The sequence below is a fragment of the Micromonospora lacuserhaii genome (assembly GCF_036902735.1).
Taxonomy (GTDB): domain Bacteria; phylum Actinomycetota; class Actinomycetes; order Mycobacteriales; family Micromonosporaceae; genus Micromonospora.
This window is the reverse complement of the sequence record NZ_JBAKHO010000036.1, coordinates 26422-48976: the sequence shown is the minus strand read 5'-3', so window position 1 is coordinate 48976 and position 22555 is coordinate 26422. Positions and strand designations below refer to the sequence as shown.

Below are 22555 nucleotides of genomic sequence, written 5' to 3'. Positions count from 1 at the left end.
GAGCACGTACGTGACGTGCGCTGCGACCGCACGTCCGCATGGTAAGGCCGCGGCCCTGTCCGTCTCCCATGCGATCAACGGCCTGCCTGTGCGTGAAGCTCGGGCCTGTTCTTCAGCGAATCTTCATGGTCTTCGGACGGGTCTTCCGCCGACTTCGCGTCATTGTTGGTGGGGGCGGAAGGTCACCCTGAACCCCGCCAGGACAGGGCCCTCGGCCAGAAAGTTGATCAATGAGGAGAAGGTGGACGCAGCCGATGAGCAGGACATCGCAGCCGACGCGACCGAGCAGCAGAGAAGGATCCGCGCGTAAGACGCAGGCCAGCAAGCCGCAGTCCGGGCCGACCCGGAAGATCGTCATAACGGCGCTGACCGCTCTGGCCGTCCTCTCCGCCGTGGTGGTGTTCGCCCTCCGGGACCAGGGCTCCTCGGCTGGGCACAGCTCGGCGGATACCGGGCACGAGGGGTTCGGGCACGTGCACGCCGTTGCCACCGACCCGGGCAGCGGGGCCCTGTACGTCGCCACCCACGTCGGACTGTTCCGCCTCGATGACGCGCACACCGCCGTGCGGGTGTCGAAGGACGCCCTGGACCTGATGGGCTTCACCGTGGTCGGCCCCGGGCACTTCCTGGCCTCCGGCCACTCCGAGGACGGCCCTGCGAACGTAGGTCTGATCGAGTCGACCGACGGTGGCGTGACCTGGCGGGCGAAGTCGCTGTCCGGCGCGGCGGACTTCCACGGGCTGCAGGCCGCCCACGGCTCCGTGTACGGCTACAACTCCACGGACGGCGCGTTCATGGTCAGCGTCGACCAGCGGACCTGGGACCAGCGGTCCCGGGTGGCGATGGGGGAGTTCGCGGTCAGCCCGACCGATGCGCAGAGCATCCTCGCGGTGGGCCGCGGCGGTCTGCAGCGCTCCACCGACGCCGGCCGGAGCTGGCAGACGGTCGCGGGCGCTCCCGCTGTCGGCCTGCTCGCCTGGGACCGCACCGGCGTGTGGGTGGTGGCCCGGGACGGAGCGGTCTGGTCGTCGACCGATGGCGGGCAGCAGTGGCAGCGCCGCGGAGCGGTGCCGGGGCAGCCGCACAGCATCGCCACGCACGAGGGCACGCTCTTCGCCGCGCTCGCCGGTGACCGGGTCGTTGCCACCACCGACGCGGGCGCCACCTGGACCGACCGGTACGTGCCGCAGTGAGGTCGCCGGGCCGCTACCGTGGCCGCAGCGGGTGCCCCTGGCGCTGCGGGTCCGGCGATGGCCGGCAGGTCGGTACGCCGGCGGAGTTGGTGCAGGTCACATATCTTCGCCACCATGAGTGACGATGAGAAGCAGCGCCGCGTCTGGGACCGGCACGCCCGCGGTTACGACCGGCAGATGGCCTTCATCGAACGCCGTTTCCTGCGCGACACGCGGGCGTGGATCTGCCGGCATGCCACCGGCGCCACCCTCGAGGTCGCCATCGGTACCGGGCGGAATCTGCCCTATTACCCGGACGGCGTACGGATCACCGGGGTGGAGTTGAGCCCCAGGATGTTGGAGATCGCGGGCCAGCGGGCCGCCGAACTGGGCCGGAGCGTCGACCTGCGGCCCGGTACCGCCCACCACTTGGACTTTCCCGATGCCACCTTCGACACCGTTGTCTGCACCCTCTCACTCTGCGCCATCCCAGATGAGCACCGAGCGGTCGAGGAGATGGTCCGCGTCCTGCGCCCCGGCGGTCTGCTCCTGCTGGCCGACCATGTGGTCGGCGCCAATCGTCCCGTTCGAGCGATTCAACGCCTCATCGAACTGGTCAGCGTTCCGGCGGCCGGTGAGCATTTCCGGCGGCGTCCGATCCGTGACGTGGCCGCGGCCGGTCTGCACATCGAGCAGCATCAGCGCTTCGCTGCTGGTGTGATCGAGCGTCTCGCGGCCCGTAAGCCGGTCAGCACGTGAGGGAGCTTCGGCCCTGCCCGGCCTGTCCATCGAGGCGTGTCCTCCTGATCGGCGAGAGCGCCAGCGGCGGCCTCAGCTGGTGAGGGAGATCGACACCTGCTGGCCGCCGCCGATGATCAGCTGCGGCTGGCCCGCCACGTGGACGGTGACCGGTGCCGCGTTGCAGGGTGAGGCGATGAGGGCGAGGGCGCTGCTGGTGGCCGTGACGTGCAACTGGTGCCCGCGGTAGGTGATCAGGGTGTGCAGCCGGGTGATCTCGTGCGGTAGGCGGGGGTTGAACCACAGGGCGTCCTGCCGGGTCTCCATTCCCAGGTAGCAGCGTTCGGCCAGGTCGAGGGTTCCGGCCATGGCGCCGAGATGGATGCCCTCCCGTGTCGTGCCGCCCTGCGTGTCGCGGATGTCGGCCGCCAACGCGTCGGTGAAGTTTCCGAAGGAGGCGGTCCGGTTGGTGCGGGCCTGCACCCAGGCGTGCACCACCCTGCTCAACGTCGACCCGTGGCTCGCTCGCCACAGGTAGTACCCGGCGGTGCGGGGCAGGGCCTCCGGTGGCCAGTCGTACCCCAGGCCGGCGAGCAGCTCCCGCAGTTCCTCGGCGGAGAGCAGGTAGAGCAGCATGAGCACGTCCGCCTGCTTGCCGACGCGGTAGCGGTTGGGGGAGTCCCCTTCGGCGGCGAGGATGAGGTCGAGGCGGCCGATGTTCCCGTACCGGCGGCGGTAGGCGTCGAGGTCGAGCTCCGCGAGGTCGGCATAGCCGTCGAACTGGCTGATGATCCGGTCGTCGTGCCACGGCACGTACATCTGAGTGGTGATCTCGGCCCACCGCGCCAGCTCGCCGTCGTCGATGCCGAGCCGGTCGGGCAGGCTCGTGCCGTCCCGGCAGGCCAGCAGGTCGACCACCGCGAGGGCCTGGCGTAGCAGCCACACCGTCATCACGTTGGTGTAGGCGTTGTTGTCCAGGCCGGGCCCCTCGCGGTCGGGATAGCCGTCGTGGAACTCGTCCGGGCCCATCACGCCGGTGATCTCGTACCGTCCGGTGCGCGGGTTGCGTCGCGCCAGGTCGGCGAAGAACCGGGCCGTCTCCAGGATCAGCTCCCCGCCATGGGTACGCAGGAAGTCCAGGTCTCCGGTGGCCTGGTGGTACTGCCACACCGAGTACGCGACCGCCAGGCCGACGTGCCGTTGCAGCGCCGACCGGTCTGGCATCCACCGGCCCGTACGGGTGTTGAACAGCTCCCTCGGCGTCTCCTCCCGGCCGTCGCTGCCCGACTGCCACGGGAACATCGCCCCCCGGCAGCCGATCGCCGCCGCGGCCCGCCGCGCGGCGTCGAGGCGACGCCACCGGTAGAGCAGCAGCGCGCGGCTGGCCTCGGGCAGGTGCAGCGCCAGCACCCGGTGCACGAACACCTCGTCCCAGAAGACGTGACCCCGGTACCCCTCGCCGTGCAGGCCGCGCGCGCCGACGCCCGCGTCGAGGTCGGTGACGTTCGGCGAGGTGGCGACCAGCAGGTGGAAGGTGTGCAGGTTGAGCTCCAGTGACGGGGAGGGACGATCGGTGTGCAGCTCGATGTGGCTGCGTTCCCACAGCCGCCGCCACGCCCGTACCTGTTCACCGAGCAGCTCGGCGAAGGAGCCCGCCCGGGCCACCGCGTCCCGGGACGCGGCGGCGGGTTCCGTGACCGCCCGGTCCCGGGAGGTGTGGTGGGCGGCGACCTTCTCCACCCGGAGCGGCTCACCGGCACGTACCGAGACCGTCCAGGTCTGCTGTGGACAGCCGGACGACAGGTCGACGCGGGGCCGCGCGGCGACGCGAACGCTGGCCCGGAACAGGCGGGTACGCACGGCGGTCGCGACCCGAATCCGGGACTGGGTGGTGCCGACCCGCAGCCACAGTCCGTCGTCGCCGTCCCGCCCCTGCCCGTCCGGGCGTAGGTGCCGGCCCGCCAGCGGCCCGTACTCGACTACCTGCCGGTTGGCGACCCGGCCGTCGATGCTTGAGCGCAGTTGCAGTGTGCCCGACCAGTTCTCCGCCACCAGCGTGATCTCCAGCGCGGACAGGTGTGGCACCGCCATCGAGACGAACATGCGCGACACCACCGTTGTGGCCCGCCCCGACCCGTCGACGTGCCGGTAGCGGCGGTGCAGCACGCCGGCTCGCAGGTCGAGCGTCTGCCGGTGCTCGCTGACGCCGGGCCCGTCCGGCATCACCCAACGCTCTCCAGGTCGCCGCCAGCGCAGCGCCAGCCAGTTCGGCAGGTTGACCAGGCTCTCGTCCTCATGGACGTGGCCATGCAGCCGGGTCGGCAGCCGGTTGAAGACCCCGGCGGCGTAGGTGCCCGGGTAGTGGCCGTGGCCGGCATCGGCCTCCGGTGCCGCGCCTCGGGTGGCCAGGTAGCCGTTGCCGATCGTGCACAGCGTCTCGCGTATCCCCTCCGTCTCCGGGTCGACACCGGTGTAGTCGAGGAGCCAGCCGGCATGCTCGACGCCGGCCGTCGGCGCCGGCTGCCACCACCGGCGTCGCATCGCCTGCTCATCGACGGTCACGTCCGCCAAGCCGCCCAGCACCGGCTCCGCGCCGTACGTACGCAGTTCGGCCGCGGCCCTGCCGTACTCGATGCCCACGACCAGCCCGAACCCGCCGCGGCAGGCGGCCTGCACCCCAGCTAGCGTGGAATGGACCACCGCGGTTCGCGCCGGATGCACCCCGAGCAGCCTTGCCGCGTGCAACAGGACCGCCGGGTCCGGCAGCCGGGCCGCGACCTCCTGACCATCCAGCATGAGATCGGCCAGCTGGTCGATGCCGAAACCGTTCCCGGGCCGGCCGATGACAGCGGAAGCCACCCCCGACCGGCGCAGCGACCCGAGCAGGCTCTCCGCCTCCGCGACCATCACCTCAGCTGGCGGCTGTCCGGTGGCCGGCGGGGTCTGCTCCGACACGGCTGCCAGGTCGAACAGGACGGCGTCGAGACGTTCGAGGGGCAGGCGGAACCTGTCAGCACCGCAGCCGTCTCGCGCGGCCCTGCGCCCGTCCCCGCAAGCAGTCACCACCCGCCTCCACAAGCCTTCGGGTGAGGAGGCCCGCCCGGCAGGACCCGCAGACCTTCCAGCGAGACCCTATCCGTGGCCAAGGCCAGCCAGCGGCGGAATAGCCGAGATCCCACGGGCGCCCGGCGCACCGGCGATGGTGAAGACCTGGGGCACGGCCGCAGCGCCGGCCCAGCCGCTGATGCCCCGGGGCGTGAGGGTGGCACCCGGCGACCGCAGACAGGTTCGGGAGGCGAGGCAGGTGCACCACGGCGGCGGACAGCCCGGCCATGCCAGCGGCGGTGCCGGGACGCACCCGCAGCACGACAAGCACGCCGGCCACACGCCTGAGATGTTCAGCAGACGGTTCTGGGTGTGTCTGGCGCTGACCGTCCCCGTCGTGCTCACCAGCCGTCTGGTCATGGCCTGGCTGGGCTACTCGCTGGACTTCCCCGGTGTTTCGTGGGTCGGCCCGGTGCTCGGGTCGGTGGTGTTCTTCTACGGCGGCTGGCCGTTCCTCGTCGGCGCGGTCCGCGAGGTCCTCGACCGGGCACCCGGGCTGGGTACACCTGACGCCGGAAGAAACCTGAGCACGTGTGCTACTTCCTCCGTCAGTCGCCACGCCTGGCACCGCCGTCGGTCAAACCACCTCATGCGCGGGCAGGTGGCGGCGCAGCGCTTGACGGTGACGTCAGCCTGCGGTGACGGTGAACTCGCCGGTGCCGCCGCGGGTGGCATCCGCGAAGCGGTGGCTGACGAACGGGTAACGGCCCGGTTCGGTGAAGGTGAGTTCCACGAAGCCGCCCTGTGCGGGGGCCAGGTTGAGTACCTGTGCCCCACCCCGTGCGGGGTCGTTCGGGCGCAGCAGGTAGGCGCCATCGGCGAAGACCGTGTCGAACACCGTGCCCACCACGTGGAAGGCGCTCGGCGCGGACGGGCCGGCGTCGAGGACCCAGATCCGCACCCGCTCCCCGGCGGTTGCGGTCAGGGGAGCGAACTTGTACTGCCCGGCGTAACCGTTGAATGCGATCGCGTCGTACTCGCCGCGGTAGAGCTTGCCGAGCTTCGCCAGCCCGTCCTGCGGCCCGAGGGCGAGCTCCGACTGGACGATGACGAACTCGTCGTCCACTGCCGGCAGATCCGGCGGGTCGACGATGAGGGCCCCGTACATGCCGTTGCCGATGTGGTGCAGTGCCGGGGCGCTGCCGCAGTGGTACATGAAGACACCGGCCCGCGCTGCCACGAAGGTGTAGGTCAGGCTCTCGCCCGGATGGATGCTGCGCATCTTCGCGTCGGGGGCGACCTGAGAGGCGTGGAAGTCGATCGAGTGCCCGGTGGAACCCTTGTTGACCAGGGTGACGACAAAGGTGTCGCCGACCTCCCCCCGCAGCACCGGTCCGGGCGCGGTTCCGTTGTAGGTCCAGGTCCGCTGCCGTACGCCGGGGGCGACCTCGGCGACCTGCTCGGTGACGGTCAACGTCACCCGGTGCTCGCGGCCGCCCGGCGCCGCAGGCAGCGCGGCATCGCGTGCGGTGAAGCCGGCGACCGGGGTCGCCTTCGGGTCGTACGTCGCCGGGGTGCCGCTGCTGCCCGCGTGGCTACCGTGGGCGTGGCCGTCCTCGGTACCCAGGTCCGGATCGTCGTTGGTCGAACCGGCCGCGTCGACGTCGGCGTGGGTGTCGACGCTGTGCTGCCCCGAACCGGCATCGACTTTCACGCCCGCGCCGTACGCCGCGCCGGTGAGCAGCGCGACGCTCAACACGCCAGCAGTGATGAGGAGAGGCTTATGCATGGCTTCCCGTCCTTCGCATGAACGACGCGGATGACCCGCATTGACGGGGCAGGCGCCGGATTCGGGCTCGCGTCAACCGGGGACAACCGTGAAGAACAGCCGAGCCGGTCCCGCAAGCTACGGACAAAGGTGCTCGGTAATTCCTGCCTCGGTCATGGAGTAATGCCCTGTCCATGACAGGCCGAAGGGCCCTACATCCGCTCCCAGCCAACATCGCGGGACAGGCGAACCCGACGAGCGGGCGTCAGCTCGGCCCGAAGTCAAGGTTTGATCTGGGCTTGGTCGTAGCGTGCGCGCCGGAGATCGGGCACCTGCCCGCCGACTGCTGCTGGCCGGAATCGGCTCAGCAGCCGCGGGCGCAACATCCAGTCGCGCCCGCGGCTCGGAGACGTCGCCTCCCCGGCCCGACCTCACCTCACCGTGGGTCCGTCGTCTTGGACGACGGCGGCGTTTCCTGGTGCTCACCCTGACTGCCGTGGCCGCCGTGCATGAACAACATCATCAACGGGCAGCCGAGCGCCAGCAGGCCGAAAGTCAGCGAACGTGCGGGCACGCCGACGGCAAGGGCCCCGGCCACCACCAGAGCCAAGGCGATCGCGTACAGCGGCAGATGTTGGCGTCTCATCGTCGTCTCCTTTCAGTCCCTGCAGCTTCACGATGCGCCCGCGCCGTCACCCGATCGACGGCCGCAGGGCCCCCGACCTCGGGTCCAAGGTCCCTACCCCCGCCGGGTACCGGTATCGGAGCCTGGACTCGTAGGTGAGGAGGCCGTCGTGAACGTTGTCGATCTGGTGGTGGTGGTCGTCGCGGTGGTGGCCATCGGTGTCCTTGGCTGGTACTTCTTCGCACCTCGTCGCGCCCACCGCGCCGAGCTCTCCGACGGTGTCCAGCGGATACGGGTGACCGTACGGGGCGGCTATCAGCCAGACGTGATCCAGGTTCGCCAGGGCGAGCCGGTAGAGATCGTCTTCGACCGGCAGGAAACCGGCGACTGCAGCAGCCAGGTGGTGTTCGCCGACCTCGGGGTCAGCGCCGCTCTACCCGCACACCGGCAGACACCGGTCCGGTTCACGCCCCAGCAGGCGGGAACGGTGAGCTTCACCTGCGGCATGAACATGGTCCGGGGCGCGCTGGTCGTGGAACCGTCGCCTGTCGGCGCACCGCACGGGAAGGCCGCCGATGAGCGGTCCCCGGCCGGCGCCGTGGGGATGTCACCGCCGAACCCTGTCGGTGGTGACGAGCCCGAGCAACAGCAACGGCATGAAGAGTTGGTTGACCTGACGCGCCGTGTTCTGGTCGGTGCGGTCCTGACCGCTCCTGTGCTGTTCGCCGTCATGGCGCATGAGCTGTTCGGCGTGATGTGGGTGCCTGGACTACTGCGTGAGCCCTGGCTCCAGCTCGCCCTCATCACCCCGGTCATGCTCTACACGGGTTGGCCGATCCACCGCACCGGGTGGCTCACCCTCGCGCACCGGGCGGCCGACATGAATTCGCTGATCACTCTCGGCACCATCGCCGCGTACGGCTACAGCCTGCTCGTCACCGTCGCGCCCGGCCTGCTTCCCGCCGGTTCGCGGGGGGTGTACTACGAGGCCGTCGGCGTCATCATCACCCTCATCCTGCTCGGCCGGCTGCTCGAGGCGCGTGCCAAGGCGGGCACCGGTGAGGCCATCCGCGCCCTGCTCGGCCTGCAGGCTCGCACCGCCCGCGTGATCCGCGACGACATCGAAACCGAAATCCCTCTCGAGGACGTCACAGTTGGCGACGAGGTGCTGGTGCGACCCGGGGAGAAGATCCCCGTCGACGCGGTGGTGCTCTTCGGCTCCTCCGCCGTGGACGAGTCGATGATCAGCGGAGAACCCCTCCCGGTCCTCCGCCGCGCCGGAGACACGGTGATCGGCGCGACCATCAACGGCACGGGCGCGTTGCGCGTACGGGCGACACGCGTGGGCGCCGACAGCATGCTCGCGCAGATCGTGCGGCTGGTCCGGCAGGCGCAGGCTTCCAAGGCGCCCATCCAGCGGCTGGCCGACACCGTCTCCGGCTACTTTGTGCCCGCGGTCATCGCCCTTGCCATCGTCACGTTCGCCGCGTGGTTCGTCGTCGGCCCACCACCCGCCCTGACCATGGCTCTCATCGCCGCCGTCGCGGTGCTGATCATCGCCTGCCCCTGCGCGCTCGGCCTGGCAACCCCGCTGTCGATCATGGTGGGGACGGGGAAGGGAGCTCACGCCGGCATCCTCATCCGCTCCGCGCAGGCGCTGGAGACGGCACACCGGTTGGACACCGTCGTGCTGGACAAGACCGGCACCGTGACCGCCGGCCGGCCCGCTCTCACCGACGTCCACGCGACCGGCCAGCTGACTGAGGACGAGTTGCTCGCTGTCGTGGCCGCCGCAGAAACCAACAGCGAGCACCCGCTCGCCGCCGCGATCGTGGCCGGTGCCCGGACCCAGGGCCTGCCCGCGGCCACCGTCGACGCCTTCGAATCCGTCACCGGCAAGGGTGTCCGCGCCACCATCGACGGCAGGCACGTCCTCGTCGGCAGCGCCCGGCTGCTGGACGAGGCGAGCGTGCTGACCGACGGCCTGAGCCCGATAGCGGCCGATCTGGCCGCGCTCGGCAGGACCCCGATCCTGGCGGCGGTGGACGGGCAACCGGCCGGAGTGCTGGGCGTGGCCGACACCATCAAGGAAGACTCGGCAGCCGCCATCGCCGCCCTGCATCGACTCGGCATCCAGGTCGTCATGCTCACCGGCGACAACGCCCGTACCGCCGCCGCAGTCGCCGCGCAGGTCGGCGTGCGGCGGGTACTGGCCGAGGTGCTACCCGATCACAAGGCCGACGAGATCCGCCGGCTACAGGGCGAGGGGCGCCGCGTGGGCATGGTCGGCGACGGCATCAACGACGCTCCGGCCCTGGCCGCCGCCGATGTCGGACTCGCCATCGGCACCGGCACCGACGTCGCCATCGAAGCCGCCGACATCACCCTGATCTCCGGCTCGCTCACCGGCGTGGTCACCGCGATCCGGCTCTCCCGCGCAACCATGCGCAACATCCGGCAGAACCTCTTCTTCGCCCTCGCCTACAACGGAATCGGTATCCCGGTCGCTGCCGGCGCCCTCTACCCGCTGTTCGGCTGGCGGCTGTCGCCCATGCTGGCCGCCGCCGCGATGGCGCTCAGCTCGCTGTCCGTGGTGGGTAACGCCAACCGGCTGCGCCGGTACACCGTCCCGCCGCTGCCAGCGGCCGCGGACATCGCCGTGCAGCCTGACGTCGAGACACCCCACGAACCCACCGGGGCAGGCAGGGCGGACACGGCAGCCGCGACCGACGAGCACGCGAGCCAGATCGATCCGGTGTGCGGAATGCCAGTGGACCCCGACACCGCCCACGTCCTGCATCAGCCCGACGGCACCGTCGCCTACTTCTGCTCCGCCACCTGCGCGAACACCTGGGCCGGACAGTCCCATCACCGTGCCCCGGCCGCCGCCGGCGGACACCGCTCCTGATCGCTGTGAGGGGAGACCGCCATGGCTGACACCGCCTACGGGCTGTGGCCCCTGGTCATTCTGAACACCGCGCTGTTCGTCCTCTTCGCCGCCAGCTTCTTCCACCCGCGTACCGGCCGGGACTGGCGCGCCATGGGCGCGTTCACCGCCTTCCTGCTCGCCCTGTTCACCGAGATGTACGGCGCTCCTCTGACCGTCTACCTGCTCTCCGGCTGGCTCGGCTCCCGCTTCCCGGCCCTGCGGGCCACTCACGCCGGCGGACACCTGTTCAACGACCTGGTCGGGTGGACCGGCGACCCGCACCTGAGTCCTTTTCATCTGGCCAGTTACGTGCTGATCGGCGCGGGGTTCTGGCTCATCTCGGCCGCGTGGCGGGTACTGCACGAGGCGGCCCGCATCAATCGGCTCGCCATGACCGGCCCGTACGCCCACGTCCGTCACCCCCAGTACGACGGCTTCCTGCTGATCATGATCGGTTTCCTGCTGCAGTGGCCGACGATCCCCACCCTGGTGATGTTCCCGATCCTGCTCGCCGTTTACCTGCGCCTGGCCCGAGCCGAGGAACGGGACGTGGCCGCGCGGTTCGGTGATGCCTGGCTCGCCTACGCCCGACGCGTCCCGGCCTTCGTTCCGCGGCTGAGCCGGACACCGGCCACGCCCTCGCTCGACCGTCCGAACTACCGCCAGCACAGAGGCGGACGGTCATGAGCGGCACAGGGACCGGCCACCGCGACCGTCAACGGCCCACGGTGGCGGAGCGGCTGGTCGCCAATCGGCTGAGGCGGGCCGCTGGACAGTTGAGGGGTGTACTGGCCATGTACGAGGCCGGACGGCACCCAGCCGAGATCCTCGACCAGATCGCCGCCGTGCGGGGAGCACTCGACGCCGTCGCACTGTCAATCCTCGACGAACACGCCGTCAGCTGCGATCGACAGGCTCTCGACGCAGAGACCCGGCGAGCCGTCACGGACCTCACGGCCACCGTTCGACGATACGTCCACGCCCGATGAGAGAAGACCTCATGACTCACCTTCACTCCCACCCCGCACCGGCACCGGTCCGCGCGGCGCGGGTCGTGATCCCCGGCAGACTGCGCGCGCTGTGGAGCGGGTTCGTCGGGGCGATCGGCGCGCTGGTCGGCCTGGCTCCGCACGTTCTCCACCACGTGGGCGTGCTGGCCGGCACGGCGCTGGTCGCCGGCGCGGGCGGTACGGTGCTGTTCGGCGTCCTCGGCCTCGTCGCCTCGGTGCCGATGCTCTGGCGGCTACGGCGTCGCTTCAACAGCTGGTGGGCACCGAGCATCGCGTTGGTGGTGTTCGCGGCCATGTTCGCGCTGTCCACCTTCGTTGTCGGGCCGCTGATCAGCGGTGGCGAAGACGCATCCTCGGGCGGCGGTGAAGGCCCAGCGCCAGCCCCGACCGACCACACCGGCCACCACGGCTCGTGACCTCACCCGCGACCCAACTGTCTGTGAGAACCACTGACGGCGGTTGCAGGCCGGATCAAGCCGGTGGTGGGACAGGTATGGGACGTACGCAGATCTGGGGCCGCGCGCTCAGCGGCGCGGCCCCAGACTGGTCCGAGGCGGTGCGTGATCAGCCGGCCCAGATGACCCGTGTGACGGTGTAGCTGTCCCGACCGGTCTCGCGCACGTAGGTCGTCACGCCGTGACCCTCCGCGCCGCTTACTCGCTTGCCCCAGCTGGTCCGCGACGCTCCGGCGAGCGCGGGGGCAAGGGTCGGGGTGTTGAACGAGTCGAGGTGGCTGTAGATCGTTTGCAGCTGCGTGAAGTCGTGCGAGTTCGGGTGCTCGTTACTCGGCGGCCCCGCCGGATTGCGGGTGTAGTCCATGCAGGTGCCGAGGTTGGTGTTGGTCTGGTTGGTGTCCTGGTGGTCAAGGCCGAACGTGTGGCCGACCTCCTGGCACATGACCATGCGGCGGTAGGCCGGGGTGTTGTAGGTCGACTGGGTGAAGTAGGTGTCGTTGACCTTCACGTAGGCAGCGCTGATGTGATTTCCGGTGGTGACGGAGATGGAAGCGATGCCGAGCCAGCCTGTGCCGCCGTAGAAGCCGTTGCAGACCTCGACGTGGCCGGTGGTTGGAGTGCAGCTGCTGCGGCTGCCGAAGGAGCCGGTGACGACGGTGGTGTTCAGGACGCTGGAGGCAGTCCAGTCGGATGAGGCGGTGCTGAGGTAGCTGCTCCAGCTGGAGTCGACGTTGTTGTCCAGCTTGAGGGTGAACGGGTTGGCCGTCCGAGCCCAGTGGTAGTTGCCCCAGGAGTGGCTGGCGTGGGCGGGGGTGGCGAGGCCGAGGGCTGCCACTGCGGTGGCGGTGGCAACGGCGAGCAGCCGGGATCGCATGGAGACTCCTTGGTGGTCCGAGGGGGATAGCGGACAACCATAGATTCTCACCGATATTGATGCCTGGCAATACTAGGTGATCATCGTAGATTGTCGCCGGCTCGCACGGTGGGTGCCGGGGGTGTACCCGGCCCGTCTCCTCGGCGGCGAGCGGAGAGATCAGCCCGTCGGTCCTGACGGTCGTGTCTGCGGTAGTAGACGCCCTCAACCTGAAGCCGAGAGGATGTCCCACCAGCGGATGACGTCTCGTCGGTAAGCGCGCACGAGGCGGGGATGGGCCATAGCGTGCGAGGGTGGACAGCCTGCACCTGCCCCGGCGACTGCTGCTCGCCGGAATCGGCTCCGCCGCCGTGGCGTCCGTGGTCGGCTGCGAGTCGCACCGCGCCACGTCCTCGACCTCGCGGCCGACGGGCGGCCCGCGGCCGTCCGGCACATCACGAGGGGACGCGGCCGCACTGCGGCGGAAGATCGCCGGCTTGCTCGTGGTCGGCTTCCGAGGCACCCAGGCCCCGAACTGGCTCATCAAGGCGGTGCGGGACGGCCTTGGCGGCGTCATCCTCTTCGATCAGGACCTGGAGACCAAGTCGGTGCGCAACATCCGCTCGCCCGAGCAGGTCACTCGCCTGGTGAAAACCCTGAAAGAGGCCTCGCCCGGCCGGCTCATCGTCTCCATCGACCAGGAAGGTGGCCGTACCTCCCGCCTCAACCCGAGCAACGGCTTCCCCGCCACCAGGTCGGAAGCCGAAATCGGCGCGAAGAACTCACCGGCGGTCACCCGCGAATGGGCGCGAGGCTTGGTGGCCAGCCTGACGCGGATCGGGGTCAACCTGAACTACGCCCCGGTCGTCGACGTGAACATCAATCCCGACAGCAGAGCGATCGGCAAGCTCGGCCGCAGCTTCTCCGCCGACCCGGACGTGGTGGTCGTCAACGCCACCGAGGAGATCCAGGCTCACCGCGCGGCTGGTGTCAAGACCAGCCTCAAACACTTCCCCGGATCGGGTAGTGCCGCCGGAAACACCGACTTCGAGGTCGTCGACGTCAGCGGCACCTGGCGGCAGAGGGAACTGGAACCCTTCCAGCGGCTGATCCGGGCCGGCCTCGCCGACTCGGTCATGGCCGCGCACGTGCTCAACAGTCAGCTCGACCCGGCGTATCCGGCGTCCCTGTCGACCGCCACCGTGACCGGTCTGCTGCGCGGCCGGCTCGGGTGGCACGGGCCGGTCGTCAGCGACGACATGCAGGCGGTGGCGATCACCGAACGGTACGGCGCTGCCGAGGCGGTTGCTCTGGCGTTGCAGGCCGGCCTCGACCTGCTCGTCTTCGCCAATCAGCAGGTATACAACCAGAGCGCCGTCGAGGAGACGGTCGACGCGATCGTCGGTCTCGTTCGGAGCGGACGCGTCAGCGAGGACCGCATCGACCAGTCCGTCACGCGAGTGGATTCCCTCCGCCCCAGACGCTGACCGACATGCTCTCGCCGGCTCAGCCGGTGGAGGCGTTGGCGGCACATCAGGCGGGCTGCTACTACTCCGTGATAGTACAAGTGGATGAGGTGACCCGTGCGCATCGGCGCGTACTCGTTGGCTCGACACGCCGAGGCGTGACCGGTCCATCCTGGGACGGCCGACACTCTCCGCCGAGGACACGCACGGGTGCCTGACGAGGTCAACGGTGAACGGAGGAGGCGACGGCCCGGTCCGGATCGCCGGGCGCCCGGCTGGCAGGTGGGGGATCGGCAGCGCGAACGAGGAGCGGAATGTACGCAGGGGCAGCGGGCATGGCGTTGGTGGCCGTGCTCATCGTCGCCGGCCTGTACCTGGCCCATCGGGCTCTGGCGATCGCTTCCGCGCCGCTGGAGAGCCTGCCGTTCCAATCCGGGTGGCGACCCGAGGAGCACGCCCTGGCGCGCTACCACGTCCGGTGGTACCTCGCCACGCTGTTGTTCCTCGCCTTCGACGTGGAGATGCTGTTCATGTACCCGTGGTCGGTGGTCGTCACCCGGCTGGGTGCCACGGCGATCGTCGAGATGTTCGTCTTCCTCGGCGGAGTCTTCGTGGCGGTCCTCTGGGCCTGGCGGGAAGGCGCGCTGCGGTGGGCCTGAGCGAAGCCTTGGGTCGGATCGCCGTCCGGCACGCGCATGTGCTCGTCGCGGAGGTACCAGGGCACTGGCTGACGCGGGCCGCGGTCGAGCGGCACGTCCTTGCCCGGGGCTGGCGGCTGGCCCTGTCCCCGGCGGACGCCGACATCCTGGCCGTCTGCGGCCCGCCATGCCCGCACCTGTCCGAGCCGCTGCATCGGCTGTGGGAGCAGTTGCCCGGCCCGCGCGCCCGCATCCAGCTCGAATCCCCGCAGGCAGTCCTGCCCGCCCTCCTCGCGGCGGAGCAGGACCTGCTCGACCTCACCCGGCAGCGGGCCGACAGCCGTGACCGGTCACCCGACCACGCCGCGCCCGGCCAGGCCCAACCCGGTGAGCGTCACCCACACGAAGGCCACGCTCCCCACGAGGCGCACGGCCACGACCACTCCCACGAACGGCCGCATTGCGGCGCTGAGCACGCCGACCACGGCGGCGGGGACGGCGGTCACGCGGGCCACGGCGGCATGGGACACGCTGGCATGGCGCATGGGGGCATGGACATGGCCCCCGGCGGCATTCCGCTGGCCGGCGGCGGCGAAGACCGCGACGGCCTGGAGATGGATCTCCTGCACCTGCGACTCGGCCCCGTCCTGGCGTACTGGCCGGCGGGTCTCGTCCTGCGCTGCACCCTTCAGGGCGACGCCATCGTCGATGCCGAGACCAGCCTGGTCGGCGTCGACGATCCCGCCGCACCTGCGCAAGCCCGGCCCGCGTCCGAGGACCCGCGCCGGTTCGCCGCTCGACGCTGCGACAACGCCGCCAGCCTCCTGGGGCTCGCCGGCTGGGACCATGCCGCCTCCCGTGCTCGCCGGATCCGGGACGCCCTGCTCTTCACCGAAGACCGTGACGGGCCGGCGAGGGAACTCCACCGACTCCGTCGCATGGTGGGCCGGTCCCGGTCGTTGCGGTGGTCGCTGCGCCGCGTCGGACCGCTGGACGTGCAGCAGACCGCCGACCGCGACCTGCCGGACGCCATGACCGGCGACGTCCGTGACCGGCTGCTCGCCATGCTCGACCGCGCTGCGGGCGGCATCGCCGGCCAGCGCCCGACCGGCCCGTCGTCCGGCGTACCCGTCGACGCGATCCCTGATCTGGTACGCGGGTGGGACCTCGCCACGGCCCGCCTCATCGTCGCCAGTCTCGACCTCGACCCCCTCGTCGTGGACCGCGAGGTGACCCATGCCTGAAGTCACCGTGCTTCCCGCCGGGTGGGCGCTGGCCGCCGCCGCGCTGCTCGGACTGCTGGCGGCCGCGGCCGCCTGCTTCGACGGGTACTTGACCGCACGGACAACTGGCACAAGCTCATCAGGGCTGAGACAGCCGTTCGGTGAGGTGGCCCGGCTGATGCGCCAGCGGCGACGGACCACGGTCGCGGCTGACGGCCTGCTGTGGCGCATCGGCGGTGCCGGACTTCTTCTGATGGCATTGATGATCATCACGGTGGTGCCGCTGGGGCGGTGGACGCTGTTCGACCTCGACGTCGGGGTGATCTGGTTCACCGCCATGGACGTCCTGGCCTGGGCGTTCGTGTGGCTGACCGGCTGGGGCGCCAACTCGACGCACTCCCTGGTCGGCGGTTACCGGTTCCTGGCCCACGGCCTGGCCTACGAGCTGCCGCTGATGTTCGCGCTCGTGGCGCCCGCGGTCGGCGCGTCGAGCCTGAACGTCGGGAAGATCGCCGCCGCCCAGCAGGGCCTCTGGTTCGTCGTCTGGATGCCGGTGGCCTTCGTCGTGTTCTGCCTGGGAGTCCTGGCCATCGCTGTCTGGGGACCCTTCTCCCCGGCCCTCGGCGCCGACGTGGCCGGCGGCGTGACCGCCGAGCTGTCCGGCGTCGACCGGCTGCTGTTCTCCGGCGGTCGGTACGCGCTGCTCGCCGCCGGGGCCGCGTTCGCGGTGCCGATGTTCCTCGGCGGCGGCTCCGGCCCGCTGCTGCCCGCGTGGGCGTGGGTGCTGATCAAGACCCTCGTCCTGCTGGCCGCCTTCGTGTGGCTGCGCCGCCGCCTACCCGCGGTGCGGCCGGACGTGTTCATGGAGGCCGGGTGGATCGTGCTGCTTCCCGCGGTGCTGCTGCAGGACCTGATCGTCGCGGTCGTCGCCGCTGCGAGGAGCTGACGTGATCACCCACATCGCGTTCTGGGCCCTGGCGGTTGTCGGCGTGCTCGCCGGCGCCGCCGTGTTCGTCGTCAACTCGATGGCCCGCGCCAGCTACGCCCTCGCCGTGTCGTTCATCGCCGTCGGCCTGCAGGTGCTGCTGATGCAGCAGAACTACGTCGGCGTGGTGACGATCCTGATGATGGTCATGGAGATGGCCGTCATGGCCGTCTACATGATCATGTTCATGGGCATGAATCCGGCGCTGATGCCGATGAGCATGGTCCACGACAAGCGTCACGCCCTCGCGGTGTCCATCGGCGTGTTCGTGCTCCTCGCCGCCGGGGCGCTCCTCGTGCCGTGGCCCACCCGGCGCGGCACCCCGCCCGTCGACGTCACCGAGGCGTTGGGGGAGGAGCTGATGGGCCCGAAGATGCTGACGATGGCCGGCGTCGGCGCCGTCATGGCCGCCACCATCGTCGCCGGCGTCGTGCTGGCCGCCCACCGGACCCGCTACGACCGGTTCGGCGACGACCTGCGCCGCCGGCCGGCCGACGACCCCCAGCCGGGAGGTGTCGGCCGATGACCCTGCAAACCGTGCTGCTCGTCGCGGCGGCGCTGTTCAGCGTCGGCCTCTACGGCGCGCTGTCCCAGCAGGTCGTGGTGATGGTGATGATGGGGCTGGAGCTGATGCTCAACGGCCTCATCCTGGCCGCCGCCGGCTTCTGGTGGTTCCTCGCCCCCGACCCCTCCGGGCAGGTGCTGCTGCTGATCATCATCGTCGCGATGACCGTCGAGATGGCGATGGGCTTCGCCGTGGCCACCCACCTGCACCGGGTGCGGCGTACCGACATGACCGACATGGCCGCGGACCTGTCCCGATGAGCCAACTCGCGCAGGCGGCCCTCTGGTCACTGGTCGCCCTCCCGGCAGTGGCGGGGACCCTGCTGGCCACGAACCGGCGGGCCGAGCGGGCCGCAGCGCCCGTCTCGCTCGCCGTCGCCGCCGCCTCGGTGGTCCTGTCGGTGGTCGTCGCGGTGTCCCGACCCACCGTCGCGGTGCCGTTCATGGCCGGCGTCGACTTCGCGCTCACCGTCGACGGGCTCGCCGCGCTGCTCGCGCCCATGCTCGCCGTGGTGACCCTGCTGGTGCTGACCGCCGCGGCCGGGGAGATCCGCCGCTCGCAGGCCCGTTTCCACGGCCTGATGCTGCTGTTCGCCGCCTCCGCCGCGCTCACCGTCACCGCCGCGACCCTGCCCACCCTGCTGTTCGCGTGGGAGATCATGGGCGCCGCCTCGTACGCGCTGATCGGGTTCTGGTGGCGAGACGCCGAGCGCGTGTCCGGCGGCCTGACCGCGTTCGTCACCACCCGCTCGGCGGACCTTGGCCTGTACGTCGCCGCGGGGGCCGCGCTGGCCGGCGGCGCGGGCCTGACCCTGGCCGACCTGCCCCACAGCAGCCCCGGTTGGCGGCACGTCACCGCCGCCGGGATCCTCGCCGCCGCGCTCGGCAAGGCCGCGCAACTGCCCTTTTCCTTCTGGCTGTCCCGGGCGATGGCCGGCCCGAGCCCGGTCAGCGCCCTCCTGCACTCCGCGGCCATGGTGGCCATGGGCGGCTACCTGCTGCTGCGGGTGCAACCACTGCTCGCCGCCACCGGCTGGGCCGCCCCGGCGGCGATGTGGGTGGGCGGTCTGACCGCGCTGCTGCTCGGCGCGGTGGCGGTCGCCCAGCGGGACGTCAAGCAGCTTCTCGCCGCCTCCACCGCCGCTCAGCTCGGGTTCGTGGTGATGGCCGCCGGCGCGGGCACGGTGGCCGGCGGCGCGGCCCAGCTGGTCGCGCACGCCGCCACCAAGGCGCTGCTGTTCCTGGCGGCAGGGGCGTGGCTGACCGCGCTGGGCACCACGCAGCTCATCGGCCTGCGCGGCGTGGTGGGCCGGTGGCGGATCGTCGGCTGGTCCGCCACCGCCGGGGCGCTGGCGCTGGCCGGGATCGCGCCGCTGTCGCTGTGGGCGACCAAGGACGCCGTCCTCGCCCGGGTCCTGGAACAGTCGCCCGGGCTGTACGCGATCGGCCTGGCCGCGTCGGCGCTGTCGGCCGCGTACGCGGGCAAGCTGCTCGTCGTCATCTGGGGACGTGGACCCCGGCGCGGCGACGGCGACCAGGCGGAAGCCGGGCGTGTCACCGGCCTGCAGCAGGCCCCGCTGGTGATCCTCGCCGTCGGTGCCGCCTACGCCGGTCTGCTCGCCCTGCCGCCGGTCGGCGCCGTGCTCGCCCGGGCGGTCGGGCAGCCCGGCGGGTTCCACGCCTCCGCGGTCGAGCTTGCCGTTTCGGCCGTACTCGCCCTGGCCGTCCTGCTGCTCGTCGCCAACCGCCGGGTCCCCGAGCCGAGGTGGGCGTTGCGGTGGTTGGGCCTGGAAGCCGCCGTACGGGTGCTGGTCGTCCGTCCGACCCTGCGCTGCGCCGAGGCGCTCGCCCGCTTCGACGACCACTTCCTCGACCGCGGCGTCGAACTCGTCTCGGCCGGGGCATTGCGCTTGGCCGGTCGGACCGGCCGCATCGACGACCAGTGGCTGGACGGCACCGTGGAACGGCTCGCGGCCGGAGCTCGCCGGCTGGGGCAGCTCGCTCGCCGGCCGCAGACCGGCCAGCTGCACCAGTACTACCTGCAGGCCGTGGTCGTGCTCGTCGCCGCCGTCGTCGTCCTCGTCGTGTGGGGTTGAAGCCGTTGCTCAGTCTGATCGTCTTCCTGCCGCTGATCGCCGCCGTGGCGCTGGCCGCCGTGCCACGTGTCGGCGACACCGTCGCGCGCCGGACCTGGGTCGCCGTGGCGGCCGTCGATCTCGGGCTCATCGCCGTCGTCTGGGCGCGCTACGACACTCCGCCGCCCGGGGAGTTGGCGTTCGCCGAGCGGGCGGCCTGGATTCCGGGCGTGAACAGCAGCTACCACGTCGGCGTGGACGGGTTCTCGCTGCCGCTGGTGGCGATGACCGCCGTGATCTTCCTGGCCTGCGCGGTGTACGCGCTCCGCGAGCGGCACCGGCCCCGTGCTCACGCGGCACTCCTTCTGTTCCTGCAGAGCGTCAGCCTCGGCCTGTTCGTCGCCGCCGACCTGATCCTGTTCTTCGTCTTCTTCGACCTGTCCATCGTCGGCATGTACTTCGTCATCGCCGGCTGGGGCCACGGCAACCGCGCACACTCGGCGCTGAAGTTCTTCCTCTACACCTTCCTCGGCTCGCTGGCGCTGCTCGTCGGCTTCATCGGCCTGTACGTCGCAGCCACCCCGCACACGTTCGACATGGCGCAACTCGCCGCCACGCCGCCGCTGCAGGGCCGGCCGGTCGCGGGTGGACTGGTGCTGGCGGCGATCCTGCTCGGCCTGGCGGTGAAGACCCCGACCGTGCCGTTCCACACCTGGCTCCCGCCCGCGCACACCGACGCGCCGGCCGTCGGCTCGGCGGTCCTCGCCGGGGTGCTGCTGAAGATGGGCACCTACGGCTTCGTCCGGATCGCCATGCCGATGCTGCCGCAGGCGTGGCGGGCATGGGCCTGGGTGATCATCGTCGTGGGCGTCGTGTCGGTGCTCTACGGGGCGCTGGTGGCGTTGGCCCAGTCCAACGTCAAACGCATGATCGCCTACACGTCGGTCAACCACATGGGCTACATCGTCCTCGCCGTCGGCGTGGCCGGCCTGGTCGCCGCCGACACCGCCCAGGCCCGTGGCGTGGCGGTCGCCGGCGCGGTCACCCAGATGGTCAGCCACGGCCTGATCACCGGTGCCCTGTTCCTGCTCGCCGGTGTCCTGCGCGACCGCGCCGGCACCTACGACATGCGCGACTTCGGCGGGCTCGCCGCACCCGCGCCGGCCTTCGCGGTGCTGTTCGCCGTGGGCGCGTTCGCCTCCCTCGGCCTGCCGGCGTTCTCCGGCTTCATCGCCGAGTTCCAGATCTTCACCGGCAGCGTCGCCGCCGCCCCGGTCACCGCCGTCGCGGTCCTCGGCATCCTGATCTCGGCGGCGCTGTTCCTCCGCGCGCTGCAACGCGTCTTCACCGGCGACACCACCGGCCGTTCCATCGGCTTCGCCGACCTGCGCGCCCGGGAACTGTGGTCGGTCGGTCCGCTGTTACTGCTGTCCCTGCTGATCGGAGTGCTGCCCCGTCCGCTGCTGGACGTCGTCGAACCGGCCGCCCACGCCGTCATCGGCCTGCTCGGGCGGTGACCGGTGGAGACGGAGATGATGCGGCCGCTGCTGCTGGCCCCCGAGATGCTGCTCTCCGGCGGCGCGCTCGCCGCACTGATCGGCGGGTCCTTCGTCCCCCGCCACCGGCAGTGGATCATCCGGGTCTTCACCGCCCTGGTGCTCGTCGCCACGATCGTCGTGGCCGCGATCCAGTTGGGCAGGCCGGCGACGAGCGCCTTTGACGACTCGTTCGCCGTCGACACCGCCACCGGGATCGCCCGCATCCTCGCGGCGTCCGGCACTCTGCTCATCCTGGCGATCGCCGCCGACGAGATCTCCGGCACGGCGCGCGAGAGCGAGACGTACGCCCTGCTGCTCTTCTCCACCGCCGGCGCTGTACTGCTCGCCGGGGCGAACGACCTGCTCGCCCTCGCCGTCGGGTTCCTGCTCGCCAGCATCCCGCTCTACGCGCTGATCGGTCTTGCCCACACCGCTGCCGGCGCCGAAGCCGCGCTGAAGACGTACCTGTTGGGCGCCTTGTTCGGGATCCTGCTCCTGCTGGGCGTCACCGTGCTGACCGGCCTGTCCGGCACCACCAACTATCCCGAACTTGCGCAGCGCCTGCCGGACATGCCCCGCGGGGCGGTCGCGGTCGCTGCGGTGGCTCTCCTCGCGGGGCTGATGTTCAAGGCCGGCGGCGTGCCCGCGCATTTCTGGGTACCCGACGCCGCGCAGGGCACCTCGGCCACCGCGGCGACGTTCCTGACCACCGTTCCGAAGATCGGCGCGCTGATCGCCGTCTTCCGGCTCGCCGGCGTCCTTCCCGCCTCTGTGTCCTGGGCGGTCGCGGTGGCTGTTGTGGCAGCCGTCAGCATGACCCTGGGAAACCTGGCTGCCTATTGGCAGTCGGACCCACGCCGGCTGCTCGGCTGGTCCACCGTCAGCCAGGTCGGGTTCCTGCTCGTGCCCATCGTGGCCATTGGACGAAGTGACCTGGCTCTGCCGTCGCTGCTGCTGTACCTGGCCGGCTACACGGTGACGAACATCGCCGCGTTCGCGGTCACCGCCGCCCTTCCGGAGCACCGCGACCTCACCGACTTCCGGGGCCTGGCCGACCGGCGGCCGGGGCTCGCCGCGGCCCTGCTGGTCGCCCTCCTCGGACTGGTGGGCACCCCGCCGACGGCGGTGTTCGTCGGCAAGCTCACCACCGCGACCGCCGCCTGGGACGGCGGGTACGCATGGCTCGCCGTCGTCGTGTTCGTCAACAGTGTGCTCAGCCTCTTCTACTACCTGCGCTGGATCGTTCCCGTGTACCGAGAGCCCGGCGACTCGGCGGTGACCTCCGAGGCGGTCCTGCGGCGCGTCACGGCGCTGACGGCCATCGCCGCGTCGGCCGTCAGCCTCGCGCTGGGGCTGGTGGCCGGACCCCTCTGGTACGTGGTCAGCCGCTAGCCCTCGGTGACACTTCGGCTGCTCGGACCGTCCCCTCTTCAACTATCGGTCGATAGTAGGTAAGGATGTGGGCGAACCC

At 71.0% G+C, this 22555-nt stretch carries 19 protein-coding genes; 15 read left to right on the top strand and 4 right to left on the bottom strand.

The features are described from left to right. Positions 1-254: 254 nt before the first annotated feature. Positions 255-1193 (top strand): F510_1955 family glycosylhydrolase, encoded by a 939-nt coding sequence (locus tag V6U81_RS20770; RefSeq protein ID WP_334491524.1) that lies wholly within the window; start codon positions 255-257, stop codon positions 1191-1193. A 114-nt stretch (positions 1194-1307) separates the two neighbouring features. Continuing rightward, positions 1308-1931: a class I SAM-dependent methyltransferase gene (locus V6U81_RS20765; RefSeq protein ID WP_334491523.1), complete on the top strand. Its 624-nt coding sequence runs from the start codon at positions 1308-1310 to the stop codon at positions 1929-1931. A gap of 72 nt (positions 1932-2003) precedes the next feature. Here V6U81_RS20765 and V6U81_RS20760 read toward each other — a convergent pair whose 3' ends face one another. The 3 genes from V6U81_RS20760 to V6U81_RS20745 form a co-directional block, all read right to left on the bottom strand. Beyond that, the gene (locus V6U81_RS20760) at positions 2004-4865 is read right to left on the bottom strand and encodes a glycosyl hydrolase family 65 domain-containing protein (RefSeq protein WP_334491522.1); all 2862 of its coding nucleotides are present in this window, start codon (positions 4863-4865) and stop codon (positions 2004-2006) included. A 778-nt stretch (positions 4866-5643) separates the two neighbouring features. After that, the gene (locus V6U81_RS20750) at positions 5644-6744 is read right to left on the bottom strand and encodes a multicopper oxidase domain-containing protein (protein WP_334491521.1); all 1101 of its coding nucleotides are present in this window, start codon (positions 6742-6744) and stop codon (positions 5644-5646) included. Between the two features lie 415 nt (positions 6745-7159). Beyond that, a complete protein-coding gene (locus V6U81_RS20745; protein ID WP_334491520.1) occupies positions 7160-7369 on the bottom strand; it encodes a DUF2933 domain-containing protein in 210 nt (69 codons plus the stop codon). 148 nt (positions 7370-7517) lie between these two features. Between V6U81_RS20745 and V6U81_RS20740 the strand changes: the two genes are divergently transcribed. The 4 genes from V6U81_RS20740 to V6U81_RS20730 are packed head-to-tail and all read left to right on the top strand — an operon-like array spanning position 7518 to position 11703. Beyond that, positions 7518-10256, top strand: a complete 2739-nt coding sequence (locus V6U81_RS20740) for a heavy metal translocating P-type ATPase (protein WP_334491519.1) — start codon at positions 7518-7520, stop codon at positions 10254-10256. Positions 10257-10277: 21 nt separating this feature from the next. Next, positions 10278-10964 (top strand): methyltransferase family protein, encoded by a 687-nt coding sequence (locus tag V6U81_RS20735; RefSeq protein WP_334491518.1) that lies wholly within the window; start codon positions 10278-10280, stop codon positions 10962-10964. After that, complete coding sequence (locus V6U81_RS29210) at positions 10961-11266, top strand: metal-sensitive transcriptional regulator (protein WP_420884050.1); 306 nt, start codon at positions 10961-10963, stop codon at positions 11264-11266. The genes V6U81_RS20735 and V6U81_RS29210 overlap by 4 nt, the downstream gene beginning before the upstream one ends. Before the next feature lie 11 nt (positions 11267-11277). After that, positions 11278-11703, top strand: a complete 426-nt coding sequence (locus V6U81_RS20730) for a hypothetical protein (protein ID WP_334491517.1) — start codon at positions 11278-11280, stop codon at positions 11701-11703. 148 nt (positions 11704-11851) lie between these two features. Here the strand turns inward: V6U81_RS20730 and V6U81_RS20725 are convergent, their stop codons facing one another. Beyond that, complete coding sequence (locus V6U81_RS20725; RefSeq protein WP_334491516.1) at positions 11852-12616, bottom strand: hypothetical protein; 765 nt, start codon at positions 12614-12616, stop codon at positions 11852-11854. A 293-nt stretch (positions 12617-12909) separates the two neighbouring features. Here V6U81_RS20725 and V6U81_RS20720 point away from each other — a divergent pair, with 293 nt between their 5' ends. The 9 genes from V6U81_RS20720 (at position 12910) to V6U81_RS20680 (ending at position 22476) form a co-directional block, all read left to right on the top strand. Continuing rightward, on the top strand, positions 12910-14082 hold the full coding sequence (locus V6U81_RS20720; RefSeq protein WP_334491515.1) for a glycoside hydrolase family 3 protein: 1173 nt from the start codon (positions 12910-12912) through the stop codon (positions 14080-14082). Between the two features lie 293 nt (positions 14083-14375). Then, positions 14376-14720 (top strand): NADH-quinone oxidoreductase subunit A, encoded by a 345-nt coding sequence (locus V6U81_RS20715; protein ID WP_334491514.1) that lies wholly within the window; start codon positions 14376-14378, stop codon positions 14718-14720. Further along, positions 14711-15943 carry a hypothetical protein gene (locus tag V6U81_RS20710; RefSeq protein WP_334491513.1) on the top strand — a complete coding sequence of 411 codons (1233 nt, stop codon included), beginning with the start codon at positions 14711-14713 and terminating at the stop codon, positions 15941-15943. Before V6U81_RS20715 ends, V6U81_RS20710 begins: the two co-directional genes overlap by 10 nt. Then, complete coding sequence (locus V6U81_RS20705) at positions 15936-16868, top strand: complex I subunit 1 family protein (RefSeq protein ID WP_334491512.1); 933 nt, start codon at positions 15936-15938, stop codon at positions 16866-16868. The genes V6U81_RS20710 and V6U81_RS20705 overlap by 8 nt, the downstream gene beginning before the upstream one ends. A 1-nt stretch (position 16869) precedes the next feature. Next, a complete protein-coding gene (locus tag V6U81_RS20700) occupies positions 16870-17433 on the top strand; it encodes an NADH-quinone oxidoreductase subunit J (RefSeq protein WP_334491511.1) in 564 nt (187 codons plus the stop codon). Next, a complete protein-coding gene (locus V6U81_RS20695; RefSeq protein WP_030504358.1) occupies positions 17430-17732 on the top strand; it encodes an NADH-quinone oxidoreductase subunit NuoK in 303 nt (100 codons plus the stop codon). The genes V6U81_RS20700 and V6U81_RS20695 overlap by 4 nt, the downstream gene beginning before the upstream one ends. Beyond that, positions 17729-19567, top strand: a complete 1839-nt coding sequence (locus tag V6U81_RS20690; RefSeq protein ID WP_334491510.1) for a proton-conducting transporter transmembrane domain-containing protein — start codon at positions 17729-17731, stop codon at positions 19565-19567. Before V6U81_RS20695 ends, V6U81_RS20690 begins: the two co-directional genes overlap by 4 nt. A gap of 5 nt (positions 19568-19572) precedes the next feature. Next, positions 19573-21063: a complex I subunit 4 family protein gene (locus V6U81_RS20685; RefSeq protein WP_334491509.1), complete on the top strand. Its 1491-nt coding sequence runs from the start codon at positions 19573-19575 to the stop codon at positions 21061-21063. Positions 21064-21066: 3 nt separating this feature from the next. Beyond that, positions 21067-22476 carry an NADH-quinone oxidoreductase subunit N gene (locus V6U81_RS20680; RefSeq protein WP_334491508.1) on the top strand — a complete coding sequence of 470 codons (1410 nt, stop codon included), beginning with the start codon at positions 21067-21069 and terminating at the stop codon, positions 22474-22476. Positions 22477-22555 lie beyond the last annotated feature (79 nt).